The following is a 12921-nucleotide window of genomic DNA, read 5'->3' on the forward strand; positions in this document are numbered from 1 at the left end:
AGTTCCTCGTATCCGCCGTGACGGTATTTCCGCAACCATTTTTTCAGACAGCAGAAACTCAAGTCGTACTTGGCGACGGTTTCCGCATAAGATAGAGATTTCTTGATGACCTCGTCAATGACAGCCTTTTTCAAGGCCGAAGTTGCACGAACATTCGGTTTCCTATCCGTCTGCCAAAAGCCCGTTTGTCGAAAAAGTCGAATGTGACGCTTGATTTCAGATAGTTCAAGACCTGTCATCCTTGAAATCGACGGCGAGTCATAACCATCCTTGTAGAGTTCATAGGCCTTAGCCCATTCTTCTTTAGTGTGTTTCTTATACATGAAAACCCCGAAAGTTGTGTCCAACTTTCGGGGTTCACATCAAGCGAGGGGTTGCTTTTCTGCATAGAATTTCATATATTTATCCATAGATAGGGTGGAAGGGTGTCCACCTGAGATAAAAAAGAAAGCCCAAATGGATGACAGGGTGGTAGAGCGACCACCTGAGATAAAAAAGAAAGCTCATTAGATGAGACCGTTTTTTATATATCATAAAAAACGGTCTTTTTTTTGTTTAAAAAAGGATTCACCATGAGCACAGCAAAAGAACCTCTGATAAGACTGTTATCCACTCTTTTTTACGAACGATATTCCAACAATTCAGAAATTCTATCCAAAAAAAACCGCCCCTACTTAGTCCTATTAGTTGAATACAGGGGGCTACGTTTTGCCATTCCATTTAGATCCAACATTCAACACACTCATGCATATAAATTTCAAGGAAACTCTAAAAAAAGACAATCTTCTGGTCTTGATTTCAGCAAAAGCGTGATTATTTTTCAAGATGACGAAATTGGCATGCCAGCGCATATCGATTCAAAAGAACATACAGAAATTTTGAAACGATACGATTTTATCGTTGAAAAATTTCAAAAATACATTGATGCTTTTATTGAAGGATTAAAGCGCGAGCCTTTGCAACCAAAGTATAAATTATCGTCTTTAACTTATTATAAAGAATTACTTTTATCCAGCCATATATAAAAAATCCCCCGGCGCAGTGAACCGAGGGAATTAAAAGCGATGGAGATTCCCGCTCGGAGGCGGGAATGACAATACTCGCGTTTATCTTAGCTCAAGCGGCTGATCATATAACCAGCGCAAACTGCCGTACCAATCACGCCGGACACGTTCGGGCCCATAGCGTGCATGAGGAGGAAGTTCTGCGGGTCATACTTGGCACCTTCAACCTGAGAAACACGGGCAGCCATCGGCACAGCAGAAACGCCTGCGGAACCGATAAGCGGGTTCACCGGATTCTTCGGAGAGCACTTGTTCATAATCTTTGCGAGGAGCAAACCGCCGAAAGTGGAGAAGCCAAAGGCAACCACACCCATAGCGATGATCATGAGAGTCTGCGGCTTGAGGAAGATGTCAGCAGACATGGTGAGACCCACGGACGTGCCGAGGAAGATCGTCACAATGTTCATGAGCTCGTTCGAAGAAGTCTTCACGAGGCGTTCAACGACACCAGCTTCCTTGAAGATGTTGCCCATCATAAGCATGATGATAAGGGCAGAGGCATCCGGCACGACGAGCACGCAAACGATCATCACCATCACGGCAAACACGATGCGTTCGGCCTTGGAAACCTGGCGGAGAGCCTTCATGCGAATCTTGCGTTCAGCGTCGTTCGTCATAGCGCGCATGATAGGCGGCTGGATGAGCGGCACGAGAGCCATGTAGGTGTAAGCAGCAACGGCGATGGGGCCGATGAGGTGCTTAGCAAGCTTGTTCGCAGTGAAGATGGACGTCGGACCGTCAGCACCACCGATGATACCGATGGAAGCTGCTTCACCGAGCGTAAAGCCACCGAGAGCGACAGCTGCAAACATGGTCATGAACACGCCAAACTGTGCGCCACCACCGAGGATGAGCGTACGCGGATTAGCGATAAGCGGTCCAAAGTCCGTCATGGCACCCACGCCCAAGAAGATGATGGGAGGGAAGAGTTCCAGATGGATACCCTGGCTGATGTAGTAGTAGAGACCGCCAGTCGGGCTGAACATACCTTCGATGCTCCAGCCACCGTCGTAGAACGCGACGGACGGGATGTTCACCGCAAGTGCACCGATAGCAATCGGCAAGAGCAGAAGCGGTTCGTATTTTTTGACAATCGCAAGGAACATCAACACGAAGCTCACGATCCACATGATTACCATCGGAACGGTAATCTGCGCGAATCCTGTGCTCGAGGCGAAGTCCGCGACTGAGTTAATAATTCCACTCATTGACTTTTACCTCATTAGGCAATGGTCATCAAGACCTGGCCATCAGTAACAGTGTCGGTTTCCTTGACGGAGATAGAAGTGACCTTGCCTGCGCACGGAGCGACGACCGGGTTTTCCATCTTGAGGGCTTCGATAACAGCCACTTCCTGGTTGGCAGCAACAGTGTCGCCAACGTTAACCTTGAGCTTGAACACAGAGCCAGCGAGCGGGCTCTTGACTTCGGTGCCACCAGCGACGGCCGGAGCCGGAGCAGCAGCAGGAGCCGGTGCCGGAGCGGCAACCGGAGCAGCAGGAGCTGCTGCAACTGCGGAATCAAGAACTTCTACTTCGACGTCGTAGGTCTTGCCTTCGAAACTGATACGGACTGTTTTCTTCATTTTTATTTTTCCTGGCTTATAAGCCTGTTAAGTTTTTAAAAGTTGAACCTTACTTGACGATCGTCCAAGCAGGGGAGTTAATGTTTCTGTAAGCGGTCACGCGGCAGGGCTGACCAAGAGCCTGCGTTGCAGCAGCGGTAGCAATCACGAGGAACTGTTCGTTTGTAAGTCCCGGATGTTCTTCGAGGGCGGCGACAGCGGCAATGCCGAGGAACGCCTGGAGCTGCTTGTTGGTGAATCCCGGATGGATGCTCTTTGCATTCGGATCCCAGTCGCAGTGTGCCGGAGCACGAACCGCAGGAGCCGGAGCGGCAGCAGCAGCGGCCGGAGCAGCCTTCTTAGCAGGAGCCGGAGCCTTGACCTTGTCCAAGCCGAGCTTCTTCATGATTGCGCTCATGATAGTGCAGAGGACGAGGAGGCCAATGATCACAGACATCACGACGATGAGGCCTGTTGCCTGGAATTCGACGAGCTTGCCGATGGTGAACTTCTGGACTTCACCATGGCACTTGCCAGCTTCCATCTTGCCATGGCAGTATTCGCTACCGAGCTTAGCCTTTGCAATCGGAAGCACGGCCGTACCGTTGGCATTTTCAACGGAATCGCGAATATCGCGGGCGCGAACGGACTGTTCGTATGTCTTATAAAGAATGGAATAGCCACCACCGTGAGTTTCCACAATCTGGAAAACAGTAGATTCATCCATCCACTTGAGCTGTTCCTTGATCGGGGCAGCAATGGAGTCCGGCATCAGAGCAATCTGCTCGTCAAAACGGCCAACCTTTGCAGCCTTGGAAGCAGCAGGTTGAGCTACGATTTCAGACGCAAAGGCAGCGGAAACCGTTGTCACTGCGGCAAAGACCATAGCTTTCTTTAGTGTATCATTCATATCGGAATGCGTCCATGTTTAATTAAGTGAACTGTTTGATAAAAATCAACGCGCGTGAATATAGCAATTTTGACGAAATTACATCGTCATTGTGCCGGAAGGAAGGCCCTTCACAGGCACATAGCGAAGCGTTCCGTCAACACCCATGATAATTGCCACACCGGCAAGGTAATTGATCCACTGTTTCGTGTCGAAATAGCGCAAATTCACCTTTCCCTCTGTGCAGAACGCTGTCAGCGGCACCACGAGCATATCATGAGAAATCCAGACCGCCATTTTAGAAACCTTTTCAAAACGCGGCACCACCACTTCGGTCATAAATTCTTCACCACGAGACTTCAGCGGATAGTACGCATCGCTATAACTTCCTTTGTATGCATATTCCGAAGTCACGACCCAGCCGCCGCCATTGCTGTTCTTGTAATTTTCAAACTTGTCATTGTCCTTTACGAACCATTCGCCGTCCAGCTGCGGAATCGTATCGTTCCCCATTTCAGTAATTCCGGCACCCAGAGCCACGTTTTCGCAAGTCTCGTAGCTGCGCGTGTAAGTCGAGTTTGCAAAGTAAATATTTTCACCCTTGAACTTTTCGCCCACGGTTTGCGATTGTTTCTTTCCATTACTCGTCAGGTGACCATTCTTACCAGTATCATCTGAACGCTCCGCATGGCGCAAAATAAAGATGACTTTTTCACCGGCGGCAACGGTCTTCAAAACATCGCCAACATCTTCAAATTCAAGAATCTCGCCCGGCTCGGGTTCACGCCAGGTCTTTTTACTCTGGTCATAAATGTAGGACTTGTCCTGATTGATTTTTCCGCTCTTAATTTGCCCATCATAATCACCAGCACCCAAGCCATACGTATCTTTTTCAAGGTCTGTCGCCACGCGCCAATTCTTAGTCGTCCTGTCGCAAATAAAACGGATCTTCGGGCCATCCGGTTGTTCGTAATAAGAGACAAAATATTCGCTCTGGCTGTTACCCACATGCTTTACCTGGCCTGCAGTCATCGTGCCGCAAGATTCAAAGCCGTGAGTTTTCGTCCAGAAATTACGTACATGCTTTTCAAAATCAGGAACGTCACCGAGTCCCCAATATTCCATATTCGTGCGGATTTTTTCAAGGCCACCTTCAGCATCGAGCATCAAAAGTTTATCTGCAAGTTTTGCCTTCGATGAATTGTCGCCCCAGTTGCCATCGCCACGAATGTCATCAGCAATAAAGTCTGCAAACTTAAGCATATCATTCACAGAGCCATAGCTCTGCATCATCACAGAAACCGCAAGGAGAGCGGCACTGTAATCATCAGAACCGAATAAACTTATATCTTCTGCGGACTTGCTCGACGTCGTAGATGTCTGACCACCACGGTTCCAACCGCCAAAGCCACCATAGCCTCCACCGCCACCAGAGCTGCCAAGGCTAATTCCGAAAGACGAAAGCACATCCGTCAACGCACGCCCGCTCTGGCTCCCGATCGGCTGGTTATTGCCGGAATCTTCCACGAGTTTCATCACACGCGGAGCTGCCATATGCGTAAGCATGTTCACATTGAAAGAATCGCGCTTCGATAAATCTACAACCGCACGGAGCGTCACAAGCGACGAAGAAAGTTCGCCCGTGAGTTCATCCATGTAAAAGCCATTTGCCTCAACGCGCACGTAAGGAGATACAAGATTGACACTCGGGAAATTAAACGAACCATTCGATGTAACAATGCAGGTTTCGTGCGCTCGTTCGGAATCCGCCAAGCGCTTGAGGCTGTCCAATTCGACAATCTTAACCGAAGTTCCATAACGGAAAGGCCCCTTCTCCGCAAAGCCCGAAATAGCAACGCCCGCTCTGCGGAAATCCGTCGCATCATCTCCCATTTCTACAATAGATTCTGCGGGAACAAGAACACCATCGTGACATGTGAAGGTTCCAGTTATCGTCGTATCGTTAATAGGTTTTTGAACGACCGAAGTATCTTTGCCAGAACCTTTGCTAGAACTGGAGTAAAAATGATGGTGACCCCTTTGCGAAGAAGAGCTGTTCAACGAAGAACTGCTCTTATTATCTTTTGGCGGTTTTTCATTCGAGGAGCTACCCTTCGAATCTGAGCTATCGATTTCCGATATAGTCTCGCAATCGTCGCCATCGCACGGAATAGCCCCGTACTTGACGGAATCGCAAGACGACAAAAGAAGCGCCAATATAAATAATATCCAAACCCGCATAAGGTGAATATTAGAAATTTCTAGTCAGCGAACCCAGACTTGAGGCCCCGAATCGCGATATAACGACGGTTTCCGGCCTTGTCAACGATAATTGCGACACCCGCAAGGTAGTTAATCCACTTGCCTCCATCATATTTTCTCAAATTAATCTGCAAATTTGAGCAATAGGCTACCAGCGGAACCATCAACTTATCATGGGAACTCAGGAGCACAAACTTTTCCTTGGTGTACTTCTTCAAAAGAACATCCTCGATGAGTTCCACGGAACGTTCCGCAAGATCATAGTACGCAGCGTCAGCACCCGTCGAGTAAGCTCCTGTGTAGGCATACTTGGAAGTCACTTCCCAGCCACCGCCACATTCGCTCTTTGCCTTTTCGACAGCTTCACTGTTCTTGGCATACCAGTCATCGTTCAACTGCGGAAGCGTATCGCGCGTGTCGTAAGATTGTCCGCGGCCTTTTGCAATCGACATCACCGTCTGGTGAGCACGCAAGAATTCCGATGCCCCAAGGACAAAGTCTTCCTTGAACTTCGTGAGTCTAGCACCGACTTCTTCGGATTGCTTTTTACCATTGTCCGTAAGCGTTCCACCCTTACTCGTATCGTCACCACGTTCCGCATGACGCAACACAAAAATTACACGCTCATCATCCTTGACGTTTTCGTAAACATCCTGGATATCGACAAATTCCTTTACATTCGAAGCAAGGACAAAATAACGGTCCTTTTCAATAGCCGTAGACTTGCGCCATTCCTTTTTGGTACCATCATAGGTATAGAACTCGCCCGAGAATGCACCGCGACGCACATCGCCGTCTTCAGCCGTAGCCGTTTCCCCCATGAAGTCCTTCAAGCTATCCGGAATCGACAACCAGCCTTTCTGCTCATCGCAAACAAAACGAGCTGTGGACTTCGACACATCATCATATGTCGCAGCGTAAAATTTGCTGGACTTGTTTTTCACAAAGAAGATTTCGCCCGCATTTTCAGCATCGCATGTGGGGAACTCAAGTTCTGTCAAATAAAAACTCTTGAGGTACGGTTCAAATTCAGCAGCCTTGCCCAATTGCGTCACAAGTGTCTTACGAACGGAGGCATAACCATCCTTCAAGTCGTTCGTCAAAGCCCAGTCTGCAATTGACAAGCGAGCATTTGAGTCATCCCATTTGCCATCTTTTGCAATATCGTCAACAACTTCCTTGAAGAACTTCGCAAAATCATCACTCCCGCCTTGCAACAAGACTGTTGCAGCCAATAGCGCCGCACCCGATTCGCTAATATCAGAAACATGAATCATCTCGCTCACATCGTAATCAAAAGATTCTAGATGGAACATGTTCCATACTTCTTCGGCCGCTTTTTTCTTTGCTTCATCAAAAGAAAGTTTGTTCCCTTTCAAGAGCTCAAGAACTCGATGAGCCTCAAGCGTCGTCAGCATATTCAAGTTGAAAATTTCACCGGAAGTCACATCACCCAACGTCATAAACGAAAGACTTGCGTACTTGCCATCTGCAACTTTTTTGATGGAGCCATCAACGGTGAACTTTACATAAGGCTGTGTCAAATTAATTTTATTTATTTCGTACGCACCATTTTTGGCAACATTACTCACATAGAATGTTTTTGTTTCTTTATACGCAGAGTCAGCATCTAGCTGCACCATGCCTATTTTTGCATCCATCACAAAATAGTCCAGGGCTATCATCCCCGAAACAGTTCCATCGACAAAGACATAGACAACATCCAAGCCATCTTCTGTCGGAGGCAACTCGATTGTTATAGCACTAGAAGACGAGACCTTCCCTTTATTAACGCTACTCGATGATGTTTTTTGAGAGATAACTCTTGAAGAAGAACTATCTTCTTTTTTGCTAGACAGCTCGCTTGTTTTGTCGTCAAAGTGGCTAACAGGGTCATCACCGCATGCCGCTAAAAGCGATGCGCATAAAACAAAAAGTAAAATATGGGTGCATAAAGCACGGCCCTGAAAAACTTTCCGAGAAAAAATTCTCATAGAAAAGCCCTCTCCTATTCAAGTTCTTTGCCATTTAAACACCCCATAATAAAATTATAATTTTTACAAAAAAATAGCAACAACAAAAAACGAACAAAGCACCTTAAATAAGGTGCTTCGCAAATAGAACACAGCGTTTCGCTAAAGCATCTTACCCGTTTCAAGGAAACGGGTGTGCATTTCAAAGGCGCGTGAAAGCGCAAGCGGCAGATGGATACCCTTCGCATGCTTGATGCCATATTCCAAGACATCCGTAAGCTCAGCACGATAATCGGGATGGGCACAGTTCTTGATAATCAAGCGGGCACGTTCTTCTACCGGCAAACCGCGAAGATCCGCAAGTCCCTGTTCCGTTACAAAAATCTGCGTATCATGATCGGTATGGTCAACATGGCTCACGTAAGGCACAACGCTCGAAATCGCGCCACCCTTTGCAACAGACGGCGTCAAGAAAAATCCGAGAGCGCAATGGCGAGCAAAATCGGCAGAACCGCCAATACCATTCATCATGGCAGAACCGCAAACAAGCGAACTGTTCACATTACCAAAGATATCGACTTCAAGCGCCGTATTCATGGAAATCACGCCAAGGCGACGGATTACGTCGGGACTGTTGCTCACTTCTTGCTGACGGATAACAAAATGCTTTTTCCATTCGGCGCTATTTTCAACAAATTCTTTCTGGGCAGCCTGCGAAAGCGTAAGCGCCGTACCCGATGCAATTCCTAGTTTCCCTTTCTTGAGAAGCGGAAGAACAGCCTCCTGAATAACTTCGGTATAAAGATCAATTTGTCCCAAGCGATCATCATCGGCCATAGCGCAAAGCACAGCATTCGCGACCTTGCCTACACCGCTCTGGTAAGCAAGTCCCTTAGGGAGCCTGCCATGGGATTCTTCAAAGCGGATAAAGTCCAAGATGCGTTCACCGATATTCTTCGAAATTTCATCCGGTTCTACAAACGGAGTCACTTCATCATAAGCTTCGTTTTCGACAATAGCAATAACCTTATTCGGATCAATACGCACAAACTCGTCACCAACGCGATCTCCAGCGCTATAGATAGCAAGCGGCTTTGCATGCGGCGGGAGTTCCGGAAGTGCATTGTCGTGCATACCAATGCAGCTATCGCCCAAACGCGTATTCAATTCCAAGATAATCTTTGGCGCCATTTCCAAATAGCAAACGGAGTTTCCGCCCGAAGTCGAAAGGCAAACACGACCATCTGGGAAAATTGCAGAGACCTCGACAATCGCAACCGTAGGCGCAGGGACAGCACCAGTACGCACAAGATAACCCATCTTGCCTAAGTGTGCGTCAATGTAGCGAATACTGCCGTCGTTAATAGCCTTGCGCAAGCTCGGATTAGACTGGTACGGCATACGGAGGTTTAACGCATTGGCACGAGCAAGCGCACCGTCACAGGAATCGCCCGTCGAGGCGCCCGCAAAAAGCGTTACTTTAAATTCTTCGCCCGATTCATGGAGTTTATCTGCACGAGCTGCAATTGCCAAGGGCACGGCTTTCGGGTATCCAGCCAAAGTAAATCCCGAAACGCCCAAAACATCACCATTACGAATCATTTCTGCAGCGTCTGCGGCGCTGCATTTCTTAGTTGTAATCCAGGTCATGCCGCAAAAATAGTATTTTTACCGCCGTGAAACACTTTATCAAATACAACGCCATCGGCGTAATGAACACATTAATTACGCTTGTAACTTTCTGGATTCTCCACGAAAACCTGAACTGGGATTACAGACTCGCAAATTTTCTCGGTTTCGTTGTTGGAGGCCTCAACAGCTACATCATGAACCGCATCTGGAACTTCAAGAGCACGAACAAAAAACGCACAGAAGTCATCCGCTTCATCATCGTTTTCCTCTGCTCGTACGGAGTTAATTACCTTGTACTTAAAGGAGCAACGCACGTACTTACAACAGCTTCTTGGTGCGCAAGCTTTACCGAATTCATCTCTCAGTTCATGAAGCCGACCACGTTCGCAAACCTCATCGCAAACGTAGTATACGTGCTCGTAAGCTTTACGCTCTATAAGAAATGGGTGTTTAAGACAAATGCGTAAGGCGAGCGAAGCAGGATTGCTTGCAAGCCTAGTTCCGAGCCGAGCATTTAACGCCGTTGGCGTTCGTGGCTGCGGTTATGCCATATCTGAATACAAGTATTCAGTTGCGTCATAACCTTGCACACTATTGGCACTTGAACGAAGTGAACATACAACTAGGCTATTGCTGTAGGCAATATTAGCGGTTAGAAATTATAAAGGCGCACGAGTCAACTAACCGTGCGCCTTTTTTTCTTTCAGCGTTATTGCACTGCATTAGGAACTGCGCAGTGTATTACGACATTGCGCAGTACGTTCATTGCGATTAACTCCATTCATCATATACAAAAGGGCGTCCTTGCGGACGCCCCTTTTTAGTTCTCATTCAGATTCGAAGATTACTTTTCGAACGGGACAAGTTCAACACGGCGGTTGAGCTTGCGGCCCTTCTTCGTCTTGTTATCTGCGATCGGCTTGTCAGAACCGTAACCAACAGCGCGGAGACGTTCGCTGTCAATGCCCTTCTTGACGAGGTACTTGACAACAGCCTGAGCACGCTTTTCAGACATAACCTTGTTCTTTTCTTCAGAACCAGTGTCATCGGTGTGACCCTGGACTTCGAGGTTGACAGCCGGGAGCTTCTTGAGCAACTTAGCGATATTGTTCAAGGTCTTGTTGCTGCTTGCAGTGAGCTTAGCAGAACCGGTCTTGAACTGGATACCCTTCTTGAGCTTGTCGAGGTCCTGGTTCTTGTTCGGGCAGCCGTTCTTATCAACTGCAACGCCAACGAGGGTGTTCGGGCACTTGTCGAGGTGATCGGCAACGCCATCCTTGTCGGAGTCAACCGGGCAACCAACTTCGTCAACAGAGACGCCAGCCGGAGTATTCGGGCACTTGTCGAGAGCGTCAACAATACCGTCCTTATCGCCATCCGGGCTGCAACCATCAGCGTTAACCGGGAGACCAGCCGGAGTGCTCGGGCACTTGTCGAGGTAGTCAGCAACGCCATCGTTGTCAGAGTCAACCGGGCAGCCCTTGCCGTCAACAGCAATGCCAGACTGAGTATTCGGGCACTGGTCGAGGTAGTCAGCAACGCCGTCCTTATCAGAGTCGATCGGGCAGCCAGCAGCGTCGATAGTAGCACCAGAAGCAGTGTTCGGGCACTTGTCGAGGTAGTCAGCAACGCCGTCCTTATCAGAGTCAACCGGGCAGCCAGCAGCGTCAACAACTACGCCAGCCGGAGTTTCAGCGCACTGGTCGATGCCATCAGCAACACCGTCATTGTCGGAGTCAACCGGGCAGCCAGCAGCGTCAACAACAGCACCAGCCGGAGTTTCAGCGCACTGGTCGAGACCATCAAACACGCCATCGTTGTCACCGTCAACCGGGCAACCGTTAGCGTCAACAACAGCACCAGCCGGAGTGCCTGCGCACTGGTCGATGTTGTTTGCTACGCCATCATTGTCTTCATCAGCACCGCGGACGTTACCGAAGCGCCAGACGAGAGAAGCAGTACCTGCATAACGCGGAGTCGGGGTATAGCCGTACTGAACCTTCTTGCCATTCTTGTCAGTGTAGTAGAGCTGGTATTCAGCAGCATCCTTCATTTCGTCCTTATACTTCCAAGTGAAGTTGGAGAGAGCGCGGATGCCCACATCGAGACCGAGAGCGATGTCGATGTTTGCCGGGAGGTGGAAACGGAGACCCGGGGTAAGAGTGAACGGATCGTAACCCGGTTCACGATGGTATGTACCCTTTTCTACACGGAATTCACCGTTAGCTTCAACGAAGATGTCCATCCAATCGGTCGGGAGGACGTTGATGCCACCACCATAGACCAAGGTGTTAGAACCCTTCGTCACGGTGCCGACGAAACCGACGTTACCGTTGAAACGGAGCGGAGCGCCAACCTTCTGGAGGTCGAGAGTGAGGATCAATTCACCGCCGAAAGCCATGTTGCGGAGACCGTACGGATGGGTTTCACCACCGTTGGCATGCAAGAACCAAGCATGACGCGGACGAACACCGACAGCCTTGTCGCCAGTCGGGAAGTAGAACTGAGCAGCAATGGCAGCATTGAACATGCCATCGGTCATTTCATCGAACGGAAGCTTTGCCTTGGCCCAGAGTTCGAGGTCACCACGGCTAGCCTTCCACATGTCACCTTCGTCGTTCAAACGAGAGTTAGCATGATCGTAGTAAAGCGGAAGAGCAAGACCTACGTCAATGAAGTCCGTAACACCAGCAGCAAAGTTGATATTTGCAGTGACGCTACCAGCATTTTCGTAGAACGAGCCAGTCTTACCACCCTTAGTATACTGGCCACCACGAGAGAGGGACCAAGCATCATAAGAAACCTGACCACCGAATCCGGCAGCAAAGCCACCTTCACCGAGGGTATTAGCGGTTTTCTGGTTGAGACCATCGGCTCCGCCCATCAGGCCAGACTGCGCAAAAGCGAAGCTACCGGCCAAGAGAGACATTGCGACTATTTTTTTCATCTATTCTCCTTGTTATTGGTTAATATTCTTGTGACAGCCATAATAGCCAAAAGTGCTACCATAGCCAGTCCCCGCAAAACATCCGCACATGTTGAAGGCAACGGCCTTCTGCAAAGGCGCTTCCGTGCTGCGGTCAAAAGTATTCAAGGCATCTTGGATGCTTTCAGTTGTTTGAGTTGTGTGATTCGAAACACACATCAAGTTCTTCAAAAAGCTTACAAATGCAGTGCTCAAATTAGCAATATCATTAAATAAACAGGTCAGACCATCGGTGGCAGTCAACAAGGAAATGAGCAAGAAATGAAACTTGCTTTTTAGATACAACAGTATCTCAAGAATGTCGATTTCGCCATCGGCAGACGTATTCGAAGCATTTTGAGTCATTTTCTTGTTCATCTAAAAAAATCTCCAAGGACACAGAACCAACCACCGAGCGTGGTCCAATTCGGAATATAAAATAAAAAAAATTTTATTGTTTATACATTGAAACATAATATTCATGTAATTTTTTGGTGTATTTAGAGTGGATAGCCTACCAAATCAACCAAATTACACTTTCTTTCCGTGTAAAAGCAACCCAATCAAGGGGT

Annotated in this window: 12 protein-coding genes; 3 read left to right on the forward strand and 9 right to left on the reverse strand. The window is 48.3% G+C overall.

Going from position 1 to position 12921, the window contains the following annotated elements; translation table 11 throughout:
- On the reverse strand, positions 1-323 hold a 323-nt coding region (locus BUA34_RS14190), incomplete at its 3' end, for a helix-turn-helix domain-containing protein (RefSeq protein WP_072830706.1).
- Between the two features lie 249 nt (positions 324-572).
- Between BUA34_RS14190 and tenpIN the strand changes: the two genes are divergently transcribed.
- A complete protein-coding gene (gene tenpIN, locus BUA34_RS14195) occupies positions 573-1025 on the forward strand; it encodes a type III toxin-antitoxin system TenpIN family toxin (RefSeq protein WP_072830708.1) in 453 nt (150 codons plus the stop codon).
- A gap of 86 nt (positions 1026-1111) precedes the next feature.
- Here the strand turns inward: tenpIN and BUA34_RS14200 are convergent, their stop codons facing one another.
- The 6 genes from BUA34_RS14200 to BUA34_RS14225 form a co-directional block, all read right to left on the reverse strand.
- Positions 1112-2272 carry a sodium ion-translocating decarboxylase subunit beta gene (locus BUA34_RS14200; protein ID WP_014546278.1) on the reverse strand — a complete coding sequence of 387 codons (1161 nt, stop codon included), beginning with the start codon at positions 2270-2272 and terminating at the stop codon, positions 1112-1114.
- A gap of 14 nt (positions 2273-2286) precedes the next feature.
- Positions 2287-2649, reverse strand: coding sequence for an acyl-CoA carboxylase biotin carboxyl carrier protein subunit (locus BUA34_RS14205; RefSeq protein WP_014546277.1), 363 nt, complete (start codon positions 2647-2649; stop codon positions 2287-2289).
- Between the two features lie 49 nt (positions 2650-2698).
- Positions 2699-3538 carry a hypothetical protein gene (locus BUA34_RS14210; RefSeq protein WP_072830710.1) on the reverse strand — a complete coding sequence of 280 codons (840 nt, stop codon included), beginning with the start codon at positions 3536-3538 and terminating at the stop codon, positions 2699-2701.
- 78 nt (positions 3539-3616) lie between these two features.
- The gene (locus BUA34_RS14215) at positions 3617-5722 is read right to left on the reverse strand and encodes a histidine phosphatase family protein (RefSeq protein ID WP_254794499.1); all 2106 of its coding nucleotides are present in this window, start codon (positions 5720-5722) and stop codon (positions 3617-3619) included.
- Between the two features lie 56 nt (positions 5723-5778).
- Positions 5779-7773, reverse strand: a complete 1995-nt coding sequence (locus BUA34_RS14220) for a histidine phosphatase family protein (RefSeq protein WP_072830714.1) — start codon at positions 7771-7773, stop codon at positions 5779-5781.
- 141 nt (positions 7774-7914) lie between these two features.
- Positions 7915-9402 (reverse strand): acetyl-CoA hydrolase/transferase C-terminal domain-containing protein, encoded by a 1488-nt coding sequence (locus BUA34_RS14225; RefSeq protein ID WP_072830716.1) that lies wholly within the window; start codon positions 9400-9402, stop codon positions 7915-7917.
- 26 nt (positions 9403-9428) lie between these two features.
- Between BUA34_RS14225 and BUA34_RS14230 the strand changes: the two genes are divergently transcribed.
- Together BUA34_RS14230 and BUA34_RS16200 are read left to right on the forward strand one after the other, a co-directional pair.
- The gene (locus BUA34_RS14230) at positions 9429-9851 is read left to right on the forward strand and encodes a GtrA family protein (RefSeq protein WP_072830718.1); all 423 of its coding nucleotides are present in this window, start codon (positions 9429-9431) and stop codon (positions 9849-9851) included.
- A complete protein-coding gene (locus tag BUA34_RS16200; protein WP_256375032.1) occupies positions 9844-9966 on the forward strand; it encodes a hypothetical protein in 123 nt (40 codons plus the stop codon). Before BUA34_RS14230 ends, BUA34_RS16200 begins: the two co-directional genes overlap by 8 nt.
- A 262-nt stretch (positions 9967-10228) precedes the next feature.
- Here the strand turns inward: BUA34_RS16200 and BUA34_RS14235 are convergent, their stop codons facing one another.
- Positions 10229-12331, reverse strand: a complete 2103-nt coding sequence (locus BUA34_RS14235) for an OmpA family protein (protein WP_072830720.1) — start codon at positions 12329-12331, stop codon at positions 10229-10231.
- Positions 12332-12343: 12 nt separating this feature from the next.
- Positions 12344-12727: a hypothetical protein gene (locus tag BUA34_RS14240; RefSeq protein WP_072830722.1), complete on the reverse strand. Its 384-nt coding sequence runs from the start codon at positions 12725-12727 to the stop codon at positions 12344-12346.
- Between the last annotated feature and the right edge of the window lie 194 nt (positions 12728-12921).

Source organism: Fibrobacter sp. UWB12, from assembly GCF_900142485.1.
In the GTDB taxonomy this organism is placed as follows: domain Bacteria; phylum Fibrobacterota; class Fibrobacteria; order Fibrobacterales; family Fibrobacteraceae; genus Fibrobacter.